Raw genomic sequence first — 26280 nt, 5'->3', positions numbered from 1 at the left:
TATGATGATTGTTTTGTTTTGGTCTATATGGTGCAGCTCGCCGCCACCAGCCTTCCCTCCGATGCTAAAGTTTGTATTCCATTGATCATTGCCAATATTCCATTGGACTTATTGGGGGTGAGGTGTTCTTTAAGGTTAATTTTATCCATAAAATAAAGCGAGGAGTCTGCGATTTCCCTGATGCGATGTCCGGAAAGCACATAGAGCACCAGCGCAATCAATCCTTTGGTAATGAAGGCATCGCTGTCTGCCGTTATAAAGAGCCTGCCATCTTTCTCTTCGCTATGCACCCATACCATCGCCTGACAGCTCCAGATTAAATTTGCGTCCTTACGGTAGGCGGCATCCATTGCCGGAAGTTCTTTGCCCATCTGAATGATACAGGTATATTTTTCCAGCCAGCTTTCCATCTTGCTGAACCGGGCGATCAGCTCATCCTGTCGTTGGTTAATAGTCATATTTGATTTTTTTAGGTAAAAAAGTTTATGATTTCAAGATGCTGATGGCGTTTTTCAAACCTGAAATAAAATCATCTATTTCTTCATGGGTATTGTAAAGTGCCAGAGAAGCCCGGACTGTTCCCTTGATATTGAATATTTTCATCAAAGGTTGCGTGCAATGGTGACCGGTGCGAACGGCAATTCCCTGTTGGTTTAACAATTCACCGATATCCGAATTGTGCTGACCGGAAATCACAAAAGATGCAGCTCCGGCATGACGCTTTGCGGTCCCGATCATTCTGAGTTCTTCAATTTCTTTCAACGCGCCGATCAGGTGATCCGTCAGCTCATGTTCATAAGCAGCGATCTCCTTCATCCCAAGTGCGTTCAGATAATCCACTGCGGCCCCTAAACCAATGGCAGCAGAGATGGCAGGTGTCCCGGCCTCAAACTTATAAGGCAGCCGGTTATAAGTACTCCGTTCAAAAGTAACTTCCTTAATCATATCTCCTCCTCCCTGATGGGGTGGCATTTCCTCCAACCAGGCTTCTTTTGCATAGAGCACCCCAATTCCTGTAGGGCCATACATTTTATGGCCAGAGAATACCATAAAATCAACGTCCAGCTCCTGAACATCTATAGCCGTATGAGCGATCGCCTGTGCAGCATCCAACAACACCGGAATGTCCTGCAGATGTGCCATTTTTATAATTTCTTTTACCGGATTAATTGTCCCAAGCGTATTGGAAACATAGGTGATCGAAACCAATTTCACTTTTTCATTCAGCATCGACCTGAAGGCATCCATATTCAATTCTCCCGAAGCCTCGATCGGGACCACCCGAAGTTCCACCCCATTCTCCTGTCCGAAGATTTGCCATGGGACAATGTTGGCATGGTGTTCCATGGCCGAAATCAACACCACATCTCCTTTCTTCAGAAACTTTTTATTGAAACAACAGGCCATCATATTAATGCCATCGGTAGTCCCTTTATTAAAAATAATTTCATGGGCATACCTTGCATTAATAAAGCGGGCGATTTTAATACGTGATTCTTCATAAGCCAGCGTTGCCTTTTGGCTGAGCTGATGGACCCCTCTGTGAATATTGCTATTATAAGTGCTATAATATTCATTCATGGTGCTGATCACCTTTAATGGCTTTTGGGTGGTCGCTGCGTTATCGAAATAAATCAATGGTGCCCCGTTTACCTTTTGATGAAGGAGGGGAAATTCTGAGCGGATCTTAAAAAGTTCCTTATAAACGGAATTACAAACAATGTCGTTGGGATTCATGAGGCGATAATTTTCAGTGATTTCATTAATTATAAACGGGAGCGCTTATTTATAAGAAAAGGGAAATACTAAAACCAATACACATCAGAAAAATAAGGCACTCAAAATCTATTCAAAAAATTATCCATTAAAAAACTTAGAGAATTTTATAATGATTTTTTTTATTTAAAATTAAATATTCATCCATAAAAGTGTATCATTCAATTTGTTCATTGATTGCTTTCGTACAAATTATAGCTAAGAAGGGGATTTAAACTTTCCCCTGTTCAGTATATTCCCTTCGAAAAAGGGGTTTTGCTTTTCTGAACAGAAAAAATGAAATGGACTCCAATGAGATGGGTTAATTTTTCAGACTGCTGCGGTCAATCAACTGGAGCTGATAATTTCCAGGGGTAATGCCTTCCATTTTCTTAAAGGCACGAATAAAGTAGTTCGCGTCGCTAAATCCAAGTTCGTAACTTACTGCGGCGACTTTTGCGCTTGGATTGCTCAGCAATTGCTTCGCCCTGCTGATCTTTTCTGAAAGGATAAAGTCGTTGGGACTGATGCCAAGCTCCCGTTTAAACAACCTGTAAAAACTCGCTTTGCTCATACAAGCTTTATCGGTGAGGCTATTGATGTTGATTTTTTCGCTGAGGTTGGCTTTGATGTAGTTGAGTACATAGGTTAGCGGATTGCGGTTGGTATTGCCGCTATCTCCGGCCATGGTATTCAGGTTTTGGCTCTGCATGATGCGAACCAGCAACTCTTTCAGGGTGAGGTCGACAAGGATATCTTTTGAACCCGATCTTTCTGCGCAAATCCTCACCACCTTATTGATTAAACCAGCAATCTCCTCATTGTTCTGAAAGTGGTATTTCTCGTAATCCAACCTCCATTTACTGGAAGGATCTTCTTTTGGAAAAAATTCATTCAGGTAACTGATCGTTTTTTTGATCTGTTCCTGATCTATCGCCAGTGCGATACATTGTGTAGGGTTCTCATTTGTCGCTTCCGGAAAATCAATATTCATCGCTAAAGAAGGAGGAATAATTACCGTTTGCCCGGGATAATAATCAAACTCCTCCCGCTCCTGTAAATGCATCACCTTTTTCCCCCTCAACATACTGGTGATCACAAAATCATTAAAACTGAGCGGCACATTGTACGATTCCCTGTATGTTTCAAAAACATTCAATTCACAGCTTTCCAGGGTATAAGCCGTTCTGTTCTCCACAAGGGTTAATAAACTTTCTGGTCGGCTAAGGCCTAATGGATTTAGTCTGTGTTGCATATCAATATGATTTTTTAGTGCTATACAATGAAACAATTATACTATCTACCGGCAACGCATTGCCCTAGGTTTGTATAAGCGGGGATGAGCCCGTAGAAATAAATATACTTCATAAATCATTAAAAAGACGATATATTCATGGAAAATCAAGTAAAAAGACCGTCATTTAAACCACAATACGACAATTTCATTGGAGGCAAATTTGTAGCTCCTGTAAAGGGTGTTTATTTTGACAACATCTCCCCAATTGACGGAAAAGTGTTTACAAAAGCGGCAAGATCCAGCAAAGAGGATGTGGAACTGGCCCTTGATGCAGCACATGAAGCTTTCAAAACATGGAGTAAAAGTTCGCCTGCCTACAGGAGTAATATCTTACTTCAGGTGGCACAAAAAATCGAAGACAATTTAGAATATCTGGCCACAGTAGAAACGATAGATAACGGAAAAGCCATCCGGGAAACACTGGCCGCGGATCTACCATTGGTGGCAGACCATTTCAGGTATTTTGCAGGGGTGATCAGAGGAGATGAAGGCGCTATTTCAGAACACGATGAACATACGGTCAGCATTGCTTTACATGAGCCGATCGGTGTGGTGGCGCAGATCATTCCATGGAATTTCCCCTTATTGATGGCCACCTGGAAAATTGCACCAGCCCTTGCTGCAGGATGTTGTACGGTTGTAAAACCGGCAGAACAAACACCGGTTTCCATTATCATTCTAATGGAACTTATTGGCGACATTCTTCCTCCAGGAGTATTGAACATCGTTAACGGATATGGCATAGAGGTCGGAAAACCATTGGCTACCTCTTCCCGAATTTCTAAAGTCGCCTTTACCGGCAGTACCACTTCGGGACGTCTGATCATGCAGTATGCAGCAGAAAACATCATTCCTTCGACGATGGAACTGGGCGGAAAATCACCAAACATCTTCTTTGAATCGGTAGCTGATGAAGATGATGCCTTTTTCGATAAAGCCGTAGAAGGTGCAGTCATGTTTGCGTTAAATCAGGGAGAGATCTGTACCTGTCCTTCCAGATTGCTGATTCAGGAAAGCATTTACGATAAATTTATTGCCCGGGTGATTGAACGGACTAAAGCAATAAAAATAACACATCCGCTGGATAAAACCAGTATGATGGGCGCTCAAACCTCTAATGAGCAGTACCAGAAAATCCTTTCTTACCTGGCCATCGGTAAAGAAGAAGGTGCGGAAGTGCTGACAGGTGGCTCGGCCAACAAACTCGAAGGCGACCTGGAGACCGGCTATTATATTGAGCCCACCATTTTAAAAGGGCATAACAAAATGCGCATCTTTCAGGAAGAAATTTTCGGACCAGTAGTTTGTGTAACCACCTTCAAAACAGTAGAAGAAGCGATAGAAATTGCCAATGATACCTTATATGGATTGGGTGCAGGGGTCTGGACCCGTGATGCCCATCAGCTTTATCAGGTGCCAAGAGCCATACAGGCAGGACGAGTATGGGTAAACCAATACCATGCCTACCCTGCACATGCGCCATTCGGCGGATATAAGAAATCCGGTTTCGGCAGGGAAAACCATAAAATGATGTTAGATCATTACCGCAGCACAAAAAACATGTTGATCTCTTATGATAAAAACAAATTAGGATTTTTTTAATGGTTGAAGTTCATTCCCGGGTTAACCGTGTTAATCCGGGAGTTTTTTAATCAAAACCATCAAATACCATGAGCATCAAAAGAATCACAACTACAGAAAAAGCCAGGGAAGTTATTGCAACATTAAAGGAAGAATATGGGGAACTGATGTTCCATCAGAGTGGCGGTTGTTGTGAGGGCTCTTATCCGCATTGCTTTGAAAAAGGCGGATTTCTGGTCGGCTCCAATGATGTCTGCATCGGGGAGATCGAGGGTTGTAAATTTTATATGGCCGGAGATCAGTTTGAATACTGGAAACATACCCGGCTTACCCTGGATGTCATCGCTGGCCGTGCTGCCAGCTTTTCCCTGGAATCGACCCTGGACATGGGCTTCCTGATTCATTCCAGACTCTTTACCGAAGACGAGCTCAAAGATCTTGAACCGGTGCTCCCTATGGAATAAACCGCAAGATCCGGATTGCTACCGCGCGATCGATGCCTTACCTTGCCCCTGCCCTAAACCTTATGGCATTAGCCCCCATTAGTATATGATTTTTCATTTGCAGCTTGGCCATGATCCCGATGAACGAAAAAGAAAGCTCTTTTCTTTAATCAGGACCGGAAAGATCAAACTTGCAGGATACAAAAAAAACAAAATCTACGGGCTGCTGAACTGCACCTCCGGGAAAGGCATGAAAATAGAAAACAGGGTTTTCTTCAAAGATGAAGAGGAAGCCCTGCAGGCAGGTTACAGACCTTGTGCCCATTGCCTTCGGGAAGCCTACAAAATATGGAAATCAGCCCATTAATGATATCTTTACCACCTAACCTTTTTTTATATGAAGATCGCTTATGTTTCTTACCAGATCCAGGAAAAATACACCTCAGCTACGGTAGATGAGGATAAAACCCTATTAGACTTCTTAACCAATAAAGGACTTTCTATAGAACGTGTCATATGGAATGATCCCGCAGCAGATTGGAAAAGCTATGACCTTGCTGTCATTAAATCCCCATGGGATTACCACGAACATATCGCAGAATTTAAGCAATGGCTGAACCATCTGGAATCATTGAATGTAAAATTACTGAACCCTTACGAACGTGTCAGCTGGAATATGGACAAGCATTACCTTGCTGAAATTGCAGCTTCGGGCTTAGCCGTAATCCCTTCCTTCTTCCTTGAAAAAGGAGATCGACTTGATTTGAAGGTACTGACTGCTCATTTCAATACCGAAAAACTAATCATCAAGCCTTGCATTAGCGGAGGCGCTAAAAACACCTATATCTTAACGGCGCAAAATTTTGCGGATCATGAAGTTCAGATCAACGAACTGTTGCAGGAAGAAGCTTTCCTTGCCCAACCCTTTATGCCGGAAATTCACGATGGGGAATGGTCTTTCCTGTTCTTTAACGGAACGTATAGCCATAGTCTGTTGAAAGTACCAAAAGATGGCGACTTCAGGGTACAGAGTTACCTTGGGGGCAGTGTTAACGTACAGGAAGGCCTCGATAAACATGTAGAGACTGCCGCAGCTTACGTGGAACAATATGCCAGGGGCTGTTTGTATGCCAGAGTTGATGGATTGATCGTCAACGGAGAACTGAACCTGATGGAGCTGGAACTCATTGAGCCTTATCTTTTTTTAGACACGCATGAGGAAGCTGCAGAAAATTATTACCAGGCTTTGTCGGCCAACCTATAAACACAAAAAACGGCCTGGGGATTTACCCAGACCGTTTTCGCAGGACATTCGTCCTTACTATTTCATCAATTCTTTTAACTTCTCCTGCAATGCCTCTCCCCTCAGGTTTCTGGCAATGATCAGTCCATTCTGGTCTACCAGGTAGTTGGAAGGAATGCCCTGAATTCCATAATAAGTAGAAACCTCATTTTTCCAGCCTTTTAAATCAGACACCTGAGTCCATGGCATCTTATCTTCCTTCACTGCCGCTTTCCATTTATCACCACTGTCGTCCAGCGAAACACCCAACACTGTAAATCCTTTATCTTTGAAGTCGTTATAAGCTTTCAACACATTTGGATTCTCTGCTCTGCAGGGTCCACACCAACTTGCCCAGAAATCCACCAATACGTATTTCCCTTTAAATGAAGAAAAACGAACGGGCTTACCGTCCATATCATTCTGGGTAAAATCCAGCATCGCCTGACCATTACTTCCTTTTTGGAGCACTGCTAAAGTGGCTTCCATCTTTTTCCCTCCGGGACTAGCCTTCAGGCTTGCATCCAGTGATTGATAAAGCGCAGCCAGCTCCGCATAATCCGTACTCATGCCCAGGTCCTTAATATTGATCAGGCTCACATAACTTTTAGGATGCTTCCTGATAAATGCCTTATTCAACGCATTTGATTCGTTGTAGATTTTAAAAAGGTCCTTTTCTATGCCTGCGATTGCCAGGCTATCTTTTGCTTTTTCTGCCTTTTCGTACCTGACAAAAAGCTGTTTTTGCTCTTTATCCAGGCCTTTCTTAGTCATCTTTAACACATTTTGATCCTGTTGCGTTTTTCCTCCCGAGATCAGCATATCTTCAACTGCATTTACATCACCCCTGATGCTTACCGGAACATTTTCAACATACAACTCGAACTGCATTCCTGTTCGATCGGTCAGGTAAATCCGGGTAGGTTCCTTCACGCTCCCCTTATAGCTAAAAGCGCCATTTTTTACGGAAACAGAATCGCTTCCTCCCAAACCGTAGATATACAAATGTGAACTTTTTAGTCCTTCAATTTTTCCGTTGATGGTATACCCATCTTTTTTTACCTGCGCAGTTGCAAACAGGCAAATGCTGCTTAAGCTTAATAAAATGATATTCTTTTTCATATTTAGTGTTTTTAGTATCCAGGGTTCTGTTTAATTAAGTGATTTGAAGCGTCAACACTCACTTGTGGTATGGGAAGAATCAGTTTGTTCTCGTCTGTAAGGCTTTGCTTTACCGCTGATGCCTGCAGGTCTCCGTTTTTGATATAACGAACAATATCATACCAATCTTCTCCCGATTCTGCGCCCAGTTCCAGTTCTTTCTCTTTCCTGATCAGGCTCAGTAATTCTTGCGGTCCGGAGGCGGTCAGTTCCGGATTACCCCGTTTCATATGCAAGGTATTCAATGCTTTAAGTGCATCTTCTAAATTCCCTCCTGGCCTTCTTGCCTCTGCTTCTGCATAAATCAGGTAGGCTTCTGCCAGTCGCAAATAATATTCTGTATCATTCTGACTCCCTTCCACACCCGTACTGAACTTTCCATTACCTTGCCATTTCAACACATCCACAGGATCTCTGGGTGTCCTCACAATAATCGATTTTCTGGTATCCTGTCTTAACAGTGTCGTATACCGTTCCGTTAATTTAAATCCCCCATAGGTCCAGTAATAGGATTTTCCATTTTCATAATAGATATTGTTGTTATTTGCAAAAGTGATGGAGCCCAAAAGTACTTCATCCGAATTGTACTTTTCATTTGTAAAAAGGTTGACAAAATCTGCGGACAATACTGCCGGACCGGACATCACCTCTTTAGCCAATACAGCGGCGGCAGCATACTCTTTTTCATACAATAAAACCCTGGCCTTTAAAGCTTTTGCAGCGAGTTTTGTGGCATAACCCTTCATGACTCCCGTCTTATACTCCGGGCAATCCCGAATGGCCACATCCAGATCTGCAAGAATAAATTCATAAGATGCTTTGACGCTTGCCCTCGCAGCAACAGGCGAATTCGGAATGTCCTTGATTTCCATTCCGTAACTGGAGCCCATATCCCAGAACTGACCGAAAAGACGAAGGATGTAAAAATGTCCCATTGCACGGAGAAACTTTGCTTCGGCAATAATCTGTGCCTTCCGCGGATCTGTGCTGGTTAATGCCCCTGTTTTCAAAATCACAAAATTAGCCGTCTGAATCAGTTGATAGGGCCCGCCATATAAATAGCTGTTTAAATTAGTGTTATTAGGAGGAACATTGTTCGTGAAATAAGGATTGCTGGATGTACCGCTGGCCGTTACGTTCAGCCCCATCAGTCCCACATAAATTGGTGTCTGATTGGCAAGAGGTTCATCTCTTAAACTATAATAGGCACCTGCCAATAATTTCTCAGCAGAAGGAATATCGACTACCACAGTACTTTCATCCAGCTTATTTTCCGGCTTAAGGTCTGTAACGTCTGTTAATTTACAAGCCTGCAGTCCCATGAAGAGCATACAGCTTAAAGCGATTGATATAGATTTCATCGTCATCTTTTTAAAATTTAAGATTAACACCAAACGTTATACTTTGAGTAGTTGGATAAGTAGCCGTGTCCCTTCCATGATCTGTAAATGTATTTTCACTGTTCACTTCCGGATCCAAGCCTTTATACTTTGTCCAGGTAAATAAATTCGTCATTCCGGCAAATAACCGTAGCTGCTGAATGTGCATCTTTTTTAGCAGTGCATTATTCAAAAGATAACTCAGCTGCACGTTCTTTAACCTCAGAAAAGAAGTATCTTCAATAAAACGGTCTGTATTTGTATCCACATTCTGTGCAGGCCCGTTGATCACATTTCTAGGCTGCTGTGTATTTGGATTTTCAGGCGTCCATCCGGTCAGCACCAATGAAGATACATTGGTAAAGTAACCACCGAAAACATCATTATTCTGTTCCCTTGACACCTTACTTCCCACATCAAACTGAAAAAGGGTACTCAATTCCAACTGTCCGTATCGGAACGTATTGTTCCAGCCTCCAAAATATTTTGGGTTTTGAGAATAGCCCAGAATTGATCTGTCTTTGGTATCGATCCTTCCATCTCCATTAAGGTCCACAAACCTGACATCTCCGGGAGCCGTCAGTGCAGTCTGATAAAATGCACTTGGATTCCCTGTAGCTAGCCTCGCTTTGGCATTTAAGGCATCTATTTCCCCCTGATCCTGGTAAAGCCCATTTGTCCGGTATCCTCTGATTCCATTCAGGGGAAGTCCTTCCGTCAGAAGAATAGTACCATACAATGCGGTTCCATAGGTTTTTTCAACTTTGTTCTTATTAAAGCTGATGTTAAAATCAGAGATCCAGGTAAACTTGTCCGTATTTACGGGAATAGCCGATACAGTAAACTCCCAGCCCTGATTGCTGACATCCCCAATGTTTTTGTTCTGGAAACTGTAACCATTGGAGGAAGGAATACTAGGCCCGGTAATCATGCCCTCTGTATATTTTCTATAAAAATTGACGGTAGTTTTTAACCTTGACTTCAGGAAACTCAGTTCCAATGCAGCATCTGTCTGCGTCGTTCCTTCCCAGCGGATGTCCGGATTGGGCTGTCCGTCATCAGGATTTGCCCTGAGTCCGTTTATTCCATTGTAAAAATAGCCCGTATTAAACAAGGTTAAAAAGCCAAAACTTCCAAATGCAGAGGTTCCGGTTTTTCCCCGGGTTAGCCGTAATTTTGCATCATCAATAAAGGAGAGTCCTTTCATAAAGTTCTCCTGAGAAAATCTCCAGGCCAAGCCCACTGAAGGAAAATATCCCCATTGATTTTCAGGTCCGAATTTGGTGGAGTTGTCTGCACGCCCACTTACCGTCAGGTAATACTTTCCATCGTAATTGTAATTCGCACGAAGAAAAAAGGACTCCAGTCCGCTGCTTTCCCCTCCGCTACTGTATCCATTGACCATTCCCGCAGAACCAAGGTTGTTCAGGACATCATCGTTAGGGAAGTTAATGCTGCTGACGTTACTGAAATTACTTCTGTTTAACGTCCAGGAAGCACCTGCAACGGCATCTATATGATGTTTATCAAAAGCTTTGGTAAAACTGAGGGTATTGTCAAATATCCGGTTCGTATATTCAAAATTCCGATCCGTTCTCGATCCCTTTTGATTTGCATTGATGGAGGCGAGCAGCCAGCTTGGCGTATACAAAAATCCGGCATTGTGGTTTACATCATAGGAAAGGGATGACCTCGCTTTTAAACCCGGAATGATCTCCAGCTCCGCATATACGGAGGCGAGTAACCGCTGACTTTCATTAATATCAGTCGCCATTCTGGTTGCTACAGGATTATCGCTAAGCCCGTCATTTGCATAAGATCCATCCGGGTTTCGAACCGGGACATCAGGTCTGTAGTTCGCCGCTCCATAGTTCGTATACATAGATGAAGAGCCACCTGTTTGCTTACTCAGGCTATAATTCAGGTTTGTCCCGATTTTTAACAGGTCAAAGAATTTAGATTCTACGTTGGCACGCAAGGAGTAACGCTTAAAACCAGTATTGATCAGCACGCCTTTCTGATCTGTTAAACCTGTCGAAAAGCCATAATTCGTATTGCCATCTTTGGATGCGCCCATTACGCTCAGATTGAGGTTCTGGATCAGGCCCTTCTGGATCACTTCCCTTTGCCAGTCTGTATTTGCTGTACCCGGGAAACCCGCTGCTTCAATCGGAACCCCAGCTTTTTCATAGGTTTCGGTCATGAATTTTACATATTCCGGACCAGACAGCGCATCAAGAAATTTATTCTGGCGATCCATGGAAACATCATAATTAAAACTAAAAACAGGCTGTTCCCCTGCCCGGCCTCGTTTTGTCGTTACAATAACGACCCCGTTTGCAGCCCTTGAACCATAAATAGCAGTCGCTGTGGCATCTTTTAAGACTTCTATATTCTCCACATCATTCATATCTATCCCTGCCAATGGATCCATCAATCCATTTGCGGGCGTAGAGCGCGCAGCATCTGTTCCACCCCCATTGAACAATTGGACCGGAATCCCATCAATCACAAATAAAGGATCATTCACCCCACTTGCAGTCGACAAGCCCCTGATTCTGATTGAAGCTCCTGCACCAGGATTCCCGTTAGGTCTGCTCACCTGAACACCTGCAGCTCTTCCTGCCAGGGCCTGTGTGAAATTAGTAGCCACCTGCTTTCTCATGTCATCTCCACCAATAGTGGCTACTGTGCCGACAAGGTCTTTTCTTTTCGTTGTTCCATAACCGACAACCACTACTGCTTCCAGCTTCTCCTGACTTTCAGCAAGGGTAATTCTGAGGTTACTTTCGCCCTTCACCGCGACATCTTTAGTCTGGTAACCTAAATAGGAAACCGACAATACCGCGTTTTCTTCCACCTGCTCCAGGCTAAACTCACCGCGGCCATTGGTCTTGGTTACTTTGTTACTGCCTTTGACCTTTACACTCGCCCCTGGCAATGGAAGTCCCTTTTCATCAACTACAAGTCCATGAATGTCTATTGCCTTAAGATAGCCAACCAGGCGATCAAAGAATGTTTTATCTGTTTTTTGAATAACAACGGTTTTATCCTTAATGGCATAAGATAAACCACTGGCAGCAAGCGCCTGTTTCAATACTGTTTCCAGTGTTTCATTCCGGAAAGAAACATCTATATTTTTGACTTGCTGAATTTGTATCGTTTGCCACAGGACATCATAACCAGTCTGTTTCCTGATTTCATTGAAGATATATTTAAGCGATGCATCTTTCTTATTGATCGTAATCCGCTGTGCAAATCCACTGGCATTGACCTGTAACAGGAGGCCAGTCATTAAAATGATAACTAACTTCATCACTAAAAGAAGTTTAGGCGGCAGCCATAGTTTGGGCATACCAAGGTTAAAAGCATTTATTTTCATACTTTTGGTTTGTTTTGGGTTAATACATGAATAGTTCTCTAAAACTTTTTTCCGGTATTACCGGAGGGGTTAACTCAAAATTATGGCGCATCCCGAGGCCAATCGGGGTGTGCTTTCTTTAGGTTACCCGCAATGCTTAAGTCTGGCCCTGTAGTTGTTTTTTCATTGTTGGTTGTTTATGGTTTGTTGATATTTATTTGAACTTACGATACCTGGTGGTCTCAGGGCATTACCGTAATTTTTCTTCCTTCAATTTTAAAATGAACGGCATTGGTCAGTTCCAGCATCTCCAGTACTTTGGAGACATTTTCAAACCTGTTCACTGTTCCTCCAAATACCTGATGAGCGGTGATCTTCCCTTCGTATACCACTTCTACATCATACCATCTGGAGATCTTTCTCATAATGCTTTCAATGCTTTCGTCATTAAACATGAACCAGCCCTTTTTCCAGGCAATATCATATTCCGGATCTACCGTAATTACCCGAATCAAGTCTGTTTTTTTATCGTTCCATGCCTGTTGATTGGGGCTCAAGATAAGGGCATGGTTGGTTTCAGGATAACTGACAGCTACTTTCCCTTCGAGTAAAGTGGTTTTGGTAAAAGGCTCATTGTCGTAAGCATTGACGTTAAAATGCGTGCCCAGCACTTCTACTTTAGCTCTGTCGGTCTGCACAATAAAAGGTACTTTCTTGGGCAACTGTTTGGCCACTTCGAAATAGGCTTCTCCTTTCAAGACCACTTTTCGCTGTACTGCAGAAAATGCGGTAGGATATACCAATGAAGAGGCCGCGTTGAGCCAAACCTTAGTGCCATCGGGAAGAATAATCTGGTATTGTCCGCCTTTAGGAGTAGTGATGGTATTATAGCTGATCTGTTCTGCTGCGGATTGCTTACCGTTTAATACATATAACAGCTGGCCATCCCGGGTTTTCGTCACCTTGATTCCGGATTCCTCCACAATCGTTCCATTGACCGCATCTGTTAACGAAATCTGTCGTCCGTTTGAAAGGGTTAGTACCGCCCTGTTTCCTCCAATACCGATATCGTTATGCTGATAGGAAGTCCTTTCCTGTTTTAGCGCAGGGCGAAAAACAAAGAAAGCTCCAATGCTCAGAACGAGGAACAATGCCGCTGCAGCAACTATCCTCGGCCACAACCGCAGGGAAGAAGAGCGGTCCATATGACTGGTCAATGCTTCCAGCCCAAGCAGGTATTCCTGCTCTATTTTCTGCTGACTAAGGTCAGTAGCTGCAGTCTTATATTTAAGATACCAGCTTTCTACGGTTGCCTTTTCTTCATCCGTAGCCATTCCTGAATTGTACTTATCTAGTAGATCCGTTGCTTTTTCCATTGACTTGTGCTCCCATAAATATTACGGGCTATAAACAAATGACACCTAAGCCCGGCTCATAGAGTAGATGATTTTTAAAAAAAGATTAAAAAGATATTTACCCCTAATTTCTCTCTCAAAATACGAAGTGCATTTCTAACCTGGGTACGTACTGTATGTGGGCTTAGATCAAGCTCCAGCGCAATTTCATTATGGCTCATCTCCAGGTTACGGCTCATTTCAAAAATCAAGCGCATCTGTGAGGGCAAAGCGGCAACCTCCTGCTCTACGAGCTGCACAAGTTCCTTTTCCCGAAGTGTTTCTTCTGTAATATTACTGCCCTGCTCCATAAAATTCTTTAACGAAAGACTATAATTATCCCGCACTTTTTGATTTCTATACAGGTTCAAGATCCTGTTGCGTACGGAAGTATACAGATAGGAAGCCAGGCTTCCATGGAGTTGAAATGAATTGCGGTTGTCCCAAAGGGTGATAAAAAGCTCCTGAATGAGGTCCCTGATTTCCTCCTGATCGGGCAGTCGCCGGTAAGCATGACTGTAAAGAAGCGGTTGATAACGCTTGTAAATTTCTGTAAGCGCTCCTTTTTCGCCCTGCCTTAACATGACGGTTAATTCCTGATCAGAAAAAGTATGGTAAGTCTTCATTAATTGAATACGGATGCACCTCGGACACAAAATGCTCCAGAATAATATTTCCCCCTTTCAATGATAGCAAATTATTTTTGAAATGCGGTCATGATCAAATCAGGAGGAGATGACCATAAACACGTTGCAGAATTTAAACAAGGTATTAAAACAGCTGACCTTTCATCTTCTTTATCGACCATAGTATCGAAATAACCGTCAATATTTCCGCAAGAGAAACAAGAGCCAACAATCAAATAAGATAAATAAATATCACAATAGTTAAATATACATAAATTATATACATATTAGTCCATCTGCAAATAAACAGACTGTGTTGAATGGAAAAAACTGTATTAATAATTGATGACCAGCATTTACAAAATAATGCCCTAAAGAAAAATTTAACGGATCTTTTACCTGAGTATCAATTTGAGGCCTATAGCACTGTATCGGAAATCGGTTATGCTTTAGAAAACAGGTTCTGCACATTGGTGATTTTGAATATCAGAATGGATAGACCAGGAATCAATGGAGTCGAGGTCATAAATAAAATATTTGAGTTAAACCCAATTGCCCATGTGCTACTGATGTCTCCAGATAGAGAAATATATGACGGCTTATTAGCGACTGTTCTAAAAACAGGAAAAATCATAGATATTATTACCAAAAAAGTAGAAACTTATAGCACTGCAAAACTCCTCGAGCCGATTATAGTAAACTATTATGGCCGTCTTTCAGAGGATATTTCCGTTCTAAATACAAGCTTGCTACATTATTATTCTGACGCAAAGAATGAAACAGATCTTCATAAAAAGGGCTTATTATTTGAAAGGTTCATCTGCTTGTTTTTTGGCTTTCTGGGATATAGAGATATTCAAAAAAGAAAGATCGACTTTTCCAGAAATGAATTAGACTTATCCATCCGAAACGAGACAAAAGACTCATTCCTAAATAAGTTCGGAAAGTATATCCTTATTGAATGCAAAAATAAACCAGGTTATCATATTGGAAAGAATGACTTTATCATTTTTAACACCAAGTTAAAAAACTCCAACGGTCTATCCGAACTTGGCATCATTGCAACTACAGGTGGTTTTGCAAAGACAACTTACCTGGAAGCCATGAGTGAATCAGGTAATTCCAATAAAGTATTATTTTTATCAAATGTCGAATTTCTCAGGCTGATTCAATCTGACAATAAGGTCGAAGAATTTAAAAAAATCATTGATGAACAGCACTCAACTCCTTAACCTTTTTTATCGGCCATAGGGTCGAAATAATCGTCAGTGTTCCCGCTACTGCCCCGAGGATCAAAGAAAGCGAAGCGGCATCAAAACCATAACCTTTAGGCACATTCAAATGAACACAAAGCATCATCAGCAGCAGCACTACCAAAGAGGCGAATCCGTTCTGCCCGGCCATTTTAAACATGAACTTATTCTTGCTGAAATGATCGGGCAGCACAAAACCTGCTCTCCCTTCTTCCGACAGGATAATGGTCTTCCTTAACATATCAAAAGTGATGATAAAGGGCAGAAACAAGGCCATCGGCAATAAAAAACGGGCAAAGCAATACTCGCCCTGAAACAAATAAACCGGCCCCAGGTTACGAAGGGTGAGGTAAGGGATTACCGTATTGAAAATAACGTTAGGAACGATATAAAGCAACAGCTTCTTCTGTACAAACTTTTTCAATATCGCATCGCCCTGTGTTTTCATATTAAGCATAACTAACCATCATCTCTGCCTTCAACAATTCCATTGCCTGATCTCTGATTGCCTTTGCCTCCTCTTCCGGCAAAAAGGAATCGTTGGAGAGAAAAGTGAAATCCATTCTCTTTTTAAAAGTACTGACCACCAGGGTATTTGCATTCCTCCATGGAAAACCAACATTGGGACTGTATAAGGTTTCCACCTCAAAGGAATCGTAATGCTCCGCAATTCTGAGCCTTCCCATGTTGGAAAGCGTAATGTCATGCCCACCATCTGTTGTTTTCAGGTGTTTCAGCATCTTATTTACAGAACCATGAAAATACTCACTCATCACCAGGAGCTCATGTACTTTCATGGCAGCAATCTTATTTTTCAACGCTGTTTTTAACTCCGTTGCTTTCGCCCAGAAATCCTTGCCCTTATCTTTGGGCAGCGCAAGCTCTGCGATGGGTGCAAAGGCAAACAGGGCATCTTTCTTAATCTCTTCCACAAAATGCCGCACATCTACCGGACAAATCACCTTTCCTTGTGCTTTTGCGCCTCTTACCAATTGAAAGGCTTCCATAAAAGCGACACATAGCGCTGCATGCACCGTCACTCCTGCGTCTTTACAGGCGCCTGCCAGGGTTAAAGTTTCCAGCTCCGTCAGCTTCCAGTTCAACAGATATCCCTCGCCTTTCGGATGTTTGTGCTTTGACGACTTCAGCAGAAAGAATAACCTGGCTAAAACTGCAAAAACCTTCGTTTTTAAAACCTTGCCAGTGCTGCTTGTAAATGAAGAAGAAAGCAATTCCTCAATTGAATTAAAAGGCGGGTAAGGAATCAATTCCTGCTCGGGGTGATCCAATAGCTGGAGCATTTCCGACATCAATGCCACAAAGCCGGTCCCATCGCAGATACAATGCGGACAGACAAGCAACAGTTCAGAGCATTCCGTTCCCTTAATCCAGACCAATCTCGCCAGGGGCAGCGATTCTCCTTCAAACAGTGTTTTCCATTCTACTTTAGACTGCTCCTGCCAATCCGCTTCACCGAGTCTTTCTACCATTCTTAGCGGAATTGCCGAAAGGTTATTGCTCGAGACAAAATGGGGCACACCGGCATCATCTTCCTTTATCCGGGTACGCAACAAGGGATGCTTTTGCTGGATTTTTGCCAGGGCAATCCGCAGGTTCTCTAAGAGAATAGTGCCCTTTATTTTAACTACAAAAACACAGTTAAGGGGTGTTTCTGCATCTACATACATAATTCTTTCGCCAATGATCAGTCTTCTTCTCATAGTTGGTTGATGATTTCCATTAGTTTCTGTTGTATCCCGAGGGCTTCCTTATAAGGAATAAACCCTTCGCTGGCAATGAAGGTAAAATCCATCTGTCCGCGGTAAGTGGAGGTCACCAGTGTCGTGGTATTGCCTAAAGGCCCAATCACGGAAGGACTGAAGATCGTTTCGAGTTCAAAGTTTTGGTATTGATGTACGATGTCTATTTTCCCGAGGTTGGAGAACATACAGTCATTACTTGATTTCCCATATTTTAAAAACTCCGTAAACCTGTTTAAGGAAGCATGGGATTCTTCCATCATCATGATGGTTTCATAGGCATCCAATTTAGCCGTTTTCCGGTCTATATCTTCCTGCATCTTCCTGGCATTGCCAAAGAAATCCAGCTGCTGATCTGCGGAGACCACGAACATCAATCCGAAAGCAAAGATATGATCCCTTTTGATTCTTGGTGCAAACCTGCGGATGTCTACCGGACAAGAAATCTTATTGTGAAAACCTGTTTTTCTGACCTCCTGAAAGGCTTGTAATACCGCCGCACAAAGCACCGTATTCACTGTTACCTTTTCAGCTTTACATTTGAGCATCAGACGGTCGCTGAGTTCCTTTTCCAGCTTCCAGTGCAACATGTAATCTTTCTTCCGTTCTACCAGGTGTTTTTTCAGCGGAACGATCCAGAGTGCAAAGGTCGCCACTCCGCCAATCAGCTTCGCCTTGATGATTTTTGCCCTGCTTTTCAAAATCTCTGCGGGGATAATGTCCTGTATGCCCATAATCGGCTCTTCTTTGCCGATATCTACCGTACCATCATCCAGCAGGAGTAGTAATTCCGCCAGAATTGCCATTGCTGAACCGCCATCACAAAGGCAATGGTGAATCACCAGAATCATTTCCGAAACTTCGGCTCCCTTAATCCAAACCACCCGCATTAAAGGTCCTTTAGCGGTGTCAAATGCCCTGGACCATTCCTGCATCGATTCGCTTTCCCAATCCTGATCTCCTGCTCTTTCTGTAATGCGGATCGGAATCGGGCCAACAGTTCCTTCCTCTACCACAAACCAGGGCATGCCCTGCGGATCATTTTCTACCGCTGCATTCAGTAAAGGATGTTTCTCCTGAAGTTTCCTTAAAGCATGCTGCAGGCCTGACTCCGAAAAAGTTCCTTTGATTTTTATCGGAATGACGGCATTAAAAGGCAGCGTTCCATTTCCATGGAGCATCCTTTCAGCAAATAGCAATTTCCTTCTCATACCGATCAGCTGAGGGCCACCAATTCCTGTTCCGTAGCCGCAAATTCTTCCAGCAGCTGAACTGCTTTATCATTTCCTCCGGCAGCAATAAAAGTTTCTTTAATCCGCAATGCTGCGTTTCTGTACTGAGGATTTTCCAGCAGTTCAAACACGGCATTTTTAAGGTCTTCAATGCGGAGTCGTTTATAACGGATCTTGATGCCGCAACCTGCATTTTCAATGAGCTTAGCCGTATGAAAATGATCGTAGGCAATCGGTGTGATCAGCATAGGCAATCCATTCATGAACGTGTCGTTCACCGTATTGAATCCACCATGACAAATCACCATATCCATCATCGGCATCAGTTCTGCCTGAGGAACAAATCCGTTGACGATAAAGTTATCCGGCCATTTCTCGAAGATATCCGGGTTTGTTGCCGCCACAATCGTCACCGGGGCATCGGCAAAAGCATCGATCAGTTTCTGAAAGAAAGCCGCCCTGATGTCGACCAGTAAGGTTCCCAAAGAAACAAACACCTTTGGTGTTGTCGCTTTTTCCAGTCGTTCCCAATCAAAGGCAGCGTGGTTTGGCCTTCCTTTAACGGGACCAACGAACTTCATGTGTGGTTCAGGATTTTCAATTCCGGCAAATTCCGGAGACGTAAAAACCAGGTTCAGCTTGCGGGAATGGATCACAATATCATCTCCATATACCTTAAACTCCCGCTGTAAACCTTTTACCAGGTTTTCCTGCCATTCAAATATTTTAGGGGCGCTGTTCGCGGTATCTCCCATCACATCGGGAGGTACAGGCGTAGTGGTGACACTGGGAATGCCCCTGATATGGGCCAGTAGCGCTCCGGCAAAAGTGATGCAATCATTTACGATCACATCCGGTTGCCAGGTATCTACAAACCTTCCCAAACCTTTCATCATGATCCTGGCAATCGGAACATAGGTTTCTTCCAGCGCAAGTTTCATCACTTCAGGACCTGAACAGGCAGGACCATCATCCTGGCGTTTCAGGATCTGTTGAAGTTCTTCCTGGTATTCTGCCAGGTCTGCTTCAGGGTATATATATGCTCCACCTTCAGGGATATGTTTTGTATCAACAGGGATCACGCCGAGCCACTTTACCTCATGCCCACGGGCAATTAAACTGGCACCAATGCTTAGCGTAGGACTGATATGACCAAAAAACGGCGGTACAACGAATAAAAACTTTGACATCATTTCTTCTTTAATTGTTTAACAATCTATTACAGGTTCCTTAGCCAGCTCCACCAACAGGTCGGCTGCTTTTTCTGTGCCCCCAGCCTTGCGGAAGGAATGACTGATTTCCGCAGCAGCATCCTTAAAACTGGCATTATCCAATATTTCTGCGACCGCTTCTTTCAGGTGTTTCGCTTTAAAACGGTTAAAATTCAACCTCAAACCTGCGCCTACGCGGACCACCCTTCCTGCTACGTGCGATTGGTCGTAGGCGATAGGTACCACGACCATGGGCAAGCCATGGGTTAAAGTTTCGCAAACGGTATTGTGGCCACCATGACACACCACAGCATCCAGATGAGACAGCAATTCCAGCTGCGGAACACTGCGCTGAACGATGAAGTTGGAAGGCCATTGCTCAAATAAAGAAGGGTCAGAAACCACCACCACCGTTAAGGGTTCATTTTCAAATGCTTCGATTACTTTCGCAAAAAAGCTTTTTTTATGCTCATGGTCGAACGTAGTCCCAATGCTGACGAGGATTTTTTTGTTTTCCGGCTGCTGGTTCAACTGTGCCCAATTGAAAGCTGCCTGTTCTGTTCTCTGATGAATCACCGGGCCCACAAAACGATAATGTTCCGGCAGTTCCATTTCCCCAAAAAATTCTTTGGAAGTCAGTACCATGGTCAGTTCTTCGGAACAGGCAATCGCAGTTTCGCCATCGATGCCGAATTCCTTTTGCAGGGCGATCACCTGGTTCATTTCCCATTCATGTACCTTAGGAAGTTCATCCATCACCTTAATTGCAGCAGGTGCAGTAACTGAAGTGGCATAGGTATAATCTTTATTTGCCGCAGCAATTGCACCGGCAAACATCTGATGATCATTGATCACGAGATCGGGTTTAAAGCGGTCCAGCCAATCGGCGATTCCTTCGTAACTGTGCCTGTTTAAAGGAATGAGCACCTCTTCATACAAAAATTTAATGCTGTCTATTCCGTAAACAATCTTTTTAGTGATGATGTCCAGGTACTTTTCACTTTCCTGCTTCTGAAGGTCATTCTCTTCATATTGGATGAGCAAGAGCTCCCCACCTGTCGGAAGTCGCGATGCCAAAGCACGGTCTAAGCTAATCCATCCAACCTGATGCCCCCGTTGCAGCAAGACTGCACCAATGCTCAATGTCGGATTGATATGACCTGTTAAAGGCGGAACTATAAATACAAATCTTGCCATAGGGCGATTTCTTTAATTCTTAAAAAATGTTTCCATTAGGTTTCCTATGCTTACCGGTTGCTGGATGGGCACGTTATGGTCTCCATCAACTTCCATCAGCTCCACTCTTTTTATTTTCTTTTTTAACGCCTTACCCGCTTCCAGACAATTGGAATTTGCGCCATAGAGGAGCAGCGTTTCCTGAGAAATCCCGTCGATCTCCGTTGCGCTGAAAAAATCCCGTTCCCTGATCATATCGCTTTTGATGCTCGTTTCATGAAACAGGTATTCGTACATGCGGTGATTTTTTTCCATCTGCCGCTTCCCCATTTTTGATTTGGTGGTATCGGCGAAATTCTGAACATAATACTCCAGAAACTCCCTGCTGTACTCATCAATGATGTCTCTGGTTTTATCGTCGTTCGGATCAGGCGCTTCGATCACCGCCAGCTTCTTTACCTTGTGAGGAAAACGGGCCGCCATCTTCAGAGAAATCAATCCTCCGAAACTATAGCCTGCCAGGTGTACCGACGACAATTCCAATTGGTCCAGCAAGGCAGACAAATCATCGGTCATGCTGTTCAGGTCGTAACCATCCGCGATCTTTTCGCTCATGCCATGACTTTTCAAATCATACATCACGACATGAAAATGTTTCGCAAGGATCGGGGCAATGTTAAAATAATAAATAGAGAGGTTGCTGAACATGCCATGAACGAGAAGTACCGTCTCTGCGGCTCCTTTATTCAGCTCCTGAACATGAACAGCACGCGTTTCTACGTTAATTACTGGCATTCTTCGATGTAATTGACAATCGTCCCCAGGTTCAGATTAATCAGTTCATCCAGGTCCATATTGGACAACCAGCCGGTAAAGTCAATCTGTTCTCCGAAATGAATCTTTATTTTTTCTGAGAAAGAGACTATCTCTATGCTGTCCATTTCCAGGTCTTTAGTGAAGGAGCTTTCCATCGTGATGTCCATCTCTTCCACAAATTCTTCGCCGATCACTTCCGTAATAAATTGTTTCATAAGATCAAAAATCTCGCTGCTGTTCAGTTTCGTTGTTGAGGTTATAGTGTCCATCCGATGATATAGTTTTTATGTTTAATAGTGCTGATGATGATGTTGTTAATTCTTAATTCTTCGCCCATGATTTCTTCAATCACATAGGCTCTTGGATTTCCCTGCAAACCTTTTCCAAGGAATTTGCCATAGGCTTCTTTAGCTACCCAGAAACGGGTTGCCCATTCGGCTTTATCCTTACCGGCAAGTAAAACCTGCTCTGCTGCTGAAAATACCAGTTCATAAAAGCCCTCACTGCGTTCCTCTATCTTTTCAATGTCGATCCCTACAGGACCGCCATAATGGGCAATCCCTACGGCATCTGTACCTTTATGGGCAATAGAAATGGCAATTCCATCCGTCAAGGGCCCGTACAGATAAGGTTTATGAACTTCATCAGAACGGATCTCAAAAGAGATCGGGTAACAAGCTTCGTTCTTTTCCTGGTTTAACAGGTTCCTAACGGCATCCTTTACCGCCACGCGGCTGATGATCCATTCCTTTCTCTTATTCGGCAAGAGCGACAGGTGGTGTTTTTTCTCCTCCTGATTGAAATAGCGTTTCAGGATGAAATCCCAGGAAACCACCCGTGTATAGGCATTATGGAATAGAAAAACTCCCGGAGCGACCTCTTCCGACAAGCGGTTGTGTAGCGGCGACATCGATACTTTCCATAAGGCTTCATCGATTTCCAGCCTTCTGTTTTGCCAGCCGGTCACGATGGCCCAAACCTCGTCGTCCCTTTTCATGACAAAATCTGCAGTAGCAAATTCATCGTTAAGTTCAGTCAGCACACAGGTACATTCGAAAGTTCCCTGCTGGTCCATTAATGCGCCAAAAAATTCTATTTCCTGGATTTTAACCGGAAAAGCAATCCGGTCTTTGGTCAGGGTCAGCTGCAGCCATAAACCAAACAATTGTCCGGCATTGTCCAGCAAGGATCCTTTACCGCTCCCTCCTTCAATGATTCCGGTGATGCCTTTCTCTCCTACTTTGACCAATTTCCTGATCCCCTGATATCCGGGACCATGAAACATATGTTCTTCATAGATTTGTGTGGCTGTCCGGTCGATATTCAGGGATTTGCCAATGTCGAAATGCCGTTTTGGGGCCGTGGTCAGCTCGCTGTTCAGCAGGACTTCTGCATTTGCAAAACGTTCCAGGTTGAGGTATACCAGATGCTCTGCCTTCCATTCTCCGGTAATGGTTTCCCGGAAAGGTTTCGCCACATTCATCCATTGAAACACTTTTATGTTCTGAATCTTGTGTACACGTTCTGCCGGAGCCTGTTCTGCAGCGATCTCCCCGAACATTTCGAAGATCATCGTCATGGGGATTACCGGATCCATATCGTCCACACAAGGCCAGCCTTTGGGTTGCCTCAACAGGGAATGGTCTACGAGGTAAGGGCAATTCTCCAACGTAATGTCTATGGCCTTGACAAAGGGCATTCTTACCGGGGTGATCACCAGCGGTGGGGCCGCTGGTGATGTCCCGGACCTCGGAGCGTACGCATTGAGCGTAAATGACTTATTCTGAAATAATTGAAATAATTCGGATTGAATCTCCATCATCTCTTCCACATTTTCATTAAATGCTTTCATCAATGGATGGGCAATATCTTCCATAATTGCTTCCCTTCGGGGCGTTTTATTTTGCTGTTGAAGGGCCAGGTTTTTAAGCCCAGTCATATTGCTGATCAGCGGTAGTCCGAGTTGCAGTTTCAGCCCTTTTTTAAGCAATGGCTGCTGTTGGTCATAGCCCATAAACTTCATCCCGGCTTCTTTTCCTTCCACAAATAAAGCGGCCAGCACACGTTGTAATTGTTTAACACCAGACCTCAATGCGGTATTTGAAGATACCGTGCTGCAATTTTTTCCTTTTAAGGTATCGTCAATAAATCCGATCAGTCCGCCGGAACCCACCTGAATAAACATCCGCGCACCTTCTTCATAAAGCTTTTCAGTCAGCTCGCGAAAGCGGACAGGCTGAATGAGGTGTTCTACGCTGAGCCTCCTTATGGCTTCAAAGCCTTCAGGGTACAATTCCAGTGTGGTGGCAGACCATAAGGGAAATTTTGTTTTCCTGAATTCCATCCTGCTCATCCCTTCGAGCATCACATCCAGCTTATCTGCCACAAAGGGAGAGTGAAAACCAGATTGAAAAGGAAGAACCTGATGGAAGATCTGTTTGGCTTTTAAAATTGGCACAAGGATTTCTAAGGCGGTATTACTTCCACAAAGAATCACTTGCTGCGGACAGTTGTCATTGGAAAGATACAGCTGTTCAATTCCCTCGATAATGGGTTCCAGCATTTCAATACCGCATCCTACGGCTATAAACCTGGAATCTTTCAGTTCAAAAGTTTCGGGATTGAGGAAGCTGAGCAATTGCAATACAGAGGATTCTTCTGCGAGTTCCGAAGACCTTGCGGCAAGCCATTCCCCCAGGCTATGCCCTGCATTCATTTCCGGAAATACGCCCAGTTGCTTAAGTGCCACATCAAGTACACTGCTTTTGTTTAAGATCTTGAGTGCCTCCTGGAGGAGGCCTTCGGCTTTGGTATGCTGGTCTTGTGGAATGTTAAAATATTCCGCTACGCTATTTACCTCTCCACCTGCAAGGCCATCAAGTCCGGGAAAGACAAAGGCAATCTTGCCGCCTTTGCTCAGCAAGGGTTCATTGCTGTACCAGATGTCTTGCTTATTGCGCCATGCTAAATTTTTAGCAGCAATTTTAATGGCTTTCTTTAACCTTTCGGGATTGGGATCAAATACAGCGATCCGATAATTGCCCTTCCCCGGGTTCCGGTCATTGTTTTCCAATGCGCTGATCAATTCGGCATGACTTTCACGGGCAAGCAGCAATACCTGATCTACGGCAGCTTTTTTTGCTTCAGGTATATTGCTTTGCAGGCCTTCCGCAGGGCGATACCCTTCCAGTACGACATGGGCATTGATGCCTCCGAAACCAAAAGCATTTACTCCGGCCACCTTCGGCAAACCCGAAGCCTCCCAGTCTTGTGCTTCCTGAACGGCCTCAAAACGGCTGTCTTTTAACAAGCTTAATGGTTCATCACAATGGAGTGTAGGTGGAATAATCCCATGGTACAGGGCGAGGGAAGTTTTGATCAAACCGGCAATTCCGGCAGCAGGCATCGCATGTCCGATATTGGATTTTACCGTCCCTATCCCTGCTTTTGGCAAAGATTGATCCTTTCCGAAAAATTGAGAGAGTGTTTCTATTTCTGTTTTATCACCCAATGGGGTTCCTGTTCCATGTGCTTCAATATAGCCGATCTTTCCGGCTTCCAGTCCTGAGTTCGCCCAGGCCTGTGCAATGGCTTTCAATTGTCCTTTTACAGAAGGGCTCATCACACTGGTGCCACTGCCATCACTGCTCAGTCCCACTCCTTTTAATACGGAGTAGATCTTATCTTGGTCGCGAACCGCATCAGCAAGGCGTTTAAGCACGACAAAACCGCAGCCTTCACCAATCAGTAATCCATCCGCATTCGCATCAAAAGGGCTTATTTTTCCTCTTTTAGATAAGGCACCCAGCTGACTAAAAATGCTCCAGAAAGCCGCATTTTGTCCCACATGTACGCCTCCGGCAATCACGAGGTCACAGCGACCGCTATCAAGCTCCTGCACCGCATGGTCTATGGCGAGTAAAGAACTCGCACATGCTGCATCCAGGGTGTAAGCGGCGCCGCCAAGGTTCAACCGGTTGGCCACCAGGGAAGCAACGAGGTTAGGAATCAGCCCCATGGCGGTGTCAGGACCAAAACGGCCTTTACGCAATTGGTATTCTTTTTTTACTTTTTCAATTTCTTCTCCGGATAAATGGGGCATCAGCTCTTTTAACAACTGCACAATCTGCTCCCCTGTCCGGACGATCTCGATGGCCCGGGTAGCACCGGGTCCGGAATAATTTCCTTTACCAATGATGATTCCTGTCTTTTCAAGAATGGGATCTTTCTCCAAAATCCCCGCATCACCCAGTGCTTTATGCACCAGGCTCAGGGTCAGTAAGTGATCGGGTTCCGTTCCCTCTACTGCAAGGGGGAGGATTCCAAAATTCGCAGGGTCAAAAACGAATTCCGGAATAAACCCTCCCCGATTGCAATAGAATCGATCTACCCCCGTAGCGTCGGAATCAAAGTGTACAGGATCAATTCTATCAGCAGGCACGATCTGCGTGGAATCTACCTTATTGATGATATTTTGCCAGAACGCCGCTACATCTTCCGCACCAGGGAAAATGCAGGACATCCCAATAATGGCTACGTCGGTCTTTTTCATG

At 43.9% G+C, this 26280-nt stretch carries 21 protein-coding genes; 5 read left to right on the top strand and 16 right to left on the bottom strand.

Annotation, left to right across the window (positions count from 1 at the left end):
- Positions 1-23 precede the first annotated feature (23 nt).
- The 3 genes from AAFF35_RS05375 to AAFF35_RS05365 form a co-directional block, all read right to left on the bottom strand.
- The gene (locus tag AAFF35_RS05375; RefSeq protein ID WP_342331380.1) at positions 24-458 is read right to left on the bottom strand and encodes a SufE family protein; all 435 of its coding nucleotides are present in this window, start codon (positions 456-458) and stop codon (positions 24-26) included.
- A 25-nt stretch (positions 459-483) separates the two neighbouring features.
- Positions 484-1737, bottom strand: coding sequence for a cysteine desulfurase (locus AAFF35_RS05370; RefSeq protein WP_342331379.1), 1254 nt, complete (start codon positions 1735-1737; stop codon positions 484-486).
- Positions 1738-2077: 340 nt separating this feature from the next.
- Positions 2078-3010: an AraC family transcriptional regulator N-terminal domain-containing protein gene (locus AAFF35_RS05365; RefSeq protein WP_342331378.1), complete on the bottom strand. Its 933-nt coding sequence runs from the start codon at positions 3008-3010 to the stop codon at positions 2078-2080.
- 138 nt (positions 3011-3148) lie between these two features.
- Here AAFF35_RS05365 and AAFF35_RS05360 point away from each other — a divergent pair, with 138 nt between their 5' ends.
- The 4 genes from AAFF35_RS05360 to AAFF35_RS05345 all read left to right on the top strand — a co-directional run bounded on the left by AAFF35_RS05360 (position 3149) and on the right by AAFF35_RS05345 (position 6340).
- Positions 3149-4654 carry an aldehyde dehydrogenase family protein gene (locus AAFF35_RS05360; protein WP_342331377.1) on the top strand — a complete coding sequence of 502 codons (1506 nt, stop codon included), beginning with the start codon at positions 3149-3151 and terminating at the stop codon, positions 4652-4654.
- Between the two features lie 68 nt (positions 4655-4722).
- Positions 4723-5097, top strand: coding sequence for a DUF779 domain-containing protein (locus AAFF35_RS05355; protein ID WP_342331376.1), 375 nt, complete (start codon positions 4723-4725; stop codon positions 5095-5097).
- Between the two features lie 85 nt (positions 5098-5182).
- Entirely contained in the window at positions 5183-5443 is a 261-nt protein-coding gene (locus AAFF35_RS05350) for an Ada metal-binding domain-containing protein (protein ID WP_342331375.1), read from the top strand.
- Positions 5444-5473: 30 nt separating this feature from the next.
- Positions 5474-6340, top strand: coding sequence for a hypothetical protein (locus AAFF35_RS05345; RefSeq protein ID WP_342331374.1), 867 nt, complete (start codon positions 5474-5476; stop codon positions 6338-6340).
- A gap of 57 nt (positions 6341-6397) precedes the next feature.
- Here the strand turns inward: AAFF35_RS05345 and AAFF35_RS05340 are convergent, their stop codons facing one another.
- From AAFF35_RS05340 to AAFF35_RS05320, 5 genes are all read right to left on the bottom strand, one after another.
- Positions 6398-7480, bottom strand: coding sequence for an AhpC/TSA family protein (locus AAFF35_RS05340; protein ID WP_342331373.1), 1083 nt, complete (start codon positions 7478-7480; stop codon positions 6398-6400).
- Positions 7481-7491: 11 nt separating this feature from the next.
- Positions 7492-8880, bottom strand: coding sequence for a RagB/SusD family nutrient uptake outer membrane protein (locus AAFF35_RS05335; RefSeq protein WP_342331372.1), 1389 nt, complete (start codon positions 8878-8880; stop codon positions 7492-7494).
- A 10-nt stretch (positions 8881-8890) separates the two neighbouring features.
- Positions 8891-12214, bottom strand: coding sequence for a TonB-dependent receptor (locus tag AAFF35_RS05330; protein WP_342331371.1), 3324 nt, complete (start codon positions 12212-12214; stop codon positions 8891-8893).
- Positions 12215-12501: 287 nt separating this feature from the next.
- Positions 12502-13635: a FecR family protein gene (locus tag AAFF35_RS05325; RefSeq protein WP_342331370.1), complete on the bottom strand. Its 1134-nt coding sequence runs from the start codon at positions 13633-13635 to the stop codon at positions 12502-12504.
- A 74-nt stretch (positions 13636-13709) separates the two neighbouring features.
- Entirely contained in the window at positions 13710-14279 is a 570-nt protein-coding gene (locus AAFF35_RS05320; protein WP_342331369.1) for an RNA polymerase sigma-70 factor, read from the bottom strand.
- A 320-nt stretch (positions 14280-14599) separates the two neighbouring features.
- Here AAFF35_RS05320 and AAFF35_RS05315 point away from each other — a divergent pair, with 320 nt between their 5' ends.
- Positions 14600-15511 (top strand): response regulator, encoded by a 912-nt coding sequence (locus AAFF35_RS05315; protein ID WP_342331368.1) that lies wholly within the window; start codon positions 14600-14602, stop codon positions 15509-15511.
- Here the strand turns inward: AAFF35_RS05315 and AAFF35_RS05310 are convergent.
- From AAFF35_RS05310 to AAFF35_RS05275, 8 genes are read right to left on the bottom strand one after another with little or no spacing between them, the layout of a single operon-like run.
- Entirely contained in the window at positions 15483-15980 is a 498-nt protein-coding gene (locus tag AAFF35_RS05310; protein ID WP_342331367.1) for a hypothetical protein, read from the bottom strand. The two genes, AAFF35_RS05315 and AAFF35_RS05310, sit on opposite strands and share 29 nt — an antisense overlap.
- 1 nt (position 15981) lies before the next feature.
- Positions 15982-17253, bottom strand: coding sequence for a condensation domain-containing protein (locus tag AAFF35_RS05305; RefSeq protein ID WP_342331365.1), 1272 nt, complete (start codon positions 17251-17253; stop codon positions 15982-15984).
- Entirely contained in the window at positions 17250-18503 is a 1254-nt protein-coding gene (locus AAFF35_RS05300) for a condensation domain-containing protein (protein ID WP_342331364.1), read from the bottom strand. The genes AAFF35_RS05305 and AAFF35_RS05300 overlap by 4 nt, the downstream gene beginning before the upstream one ends.
- A 5-nt stretch (positions 18504-18508) precedes the next feature.
- Positions 18509-19717: a nucleotide disphospho-sugar-binding domain-containing protein gene (locus tag AAFF35_RS05295; protein ID WP_342331363.1), complete on the bottom strand. Its 1209-nt coding sequence runs from the start codon at positions 19715-19717 to the stop codon at positions 18509-18511.
- Positions 19718-19732: 15 nt separating this feature from the next.
- Positions 19733-20932, bottom strand: a complete 1200-nt coding sequence (locus AAFF35_RS05290; RefSeq protein WP_342331362.1) for a nucleotide disphospho-sugar-binding domain-containing protein — start codon at positions 20930-20932, stop codon at positions 19733-19735.
- Positions 20933-20944: 12 nt separating this feature from the next.
- On the bottom strand, positions 20945-21706 hold the full coding sequence (locus tag AAFF35_RS05285) for an alpha/beta fold hydrolase (RefSeq protein WP_342331361.1): 762 nt from the start codon (positions 21704-21706) through the stop codon (positions 20945-20947).
- Positions 21697-21996 (bottom strand): acyl carrier protein, encoded by a 300-nt coding sequence (locus AAFF35_RS05280; RefSeq protein WP_074609884.1) that lies wholly within the window; start codon positions 21994-21996, stop codon positions 21697-21699. The genes AAFF35_RS05285 and AAFF35_RS05280 overlap by 10 nt, the downstream gene beginning before the upstream one ends.
- Positions 21984-26279: a beta-ketoacyl synthase N-terminal-like domain-containing protein gene (locus tag AAFF35_RS05275; protein ID WP_342331360.1), complete on the bottom strand. Its 4296-nt coding sequence runs from the start codon at positions 26277-26279 to the stop codon at positions 21984-21986. The genes AAFF35_RS05280 and AAFF35_RS05275 overlap by 13 nt, the downstream gene beginning before the upstream one ends.
- Between the last annotated feature and the right edge of the window lies 1 nt (position 26280).

It is taken from the genome of Pedobacter sp. FW305-3-2-15-E-R2A2 (assembly GCF_038446955.1).
GTDB lineage: Bacteria > Bacteroidota > Bacteroidia > Sphingobacteriales > Sphingobacteriaceae > Pedobacter.
This window is presented reverse-complemented; position numbering and strand designations above follow the sequence as displayed.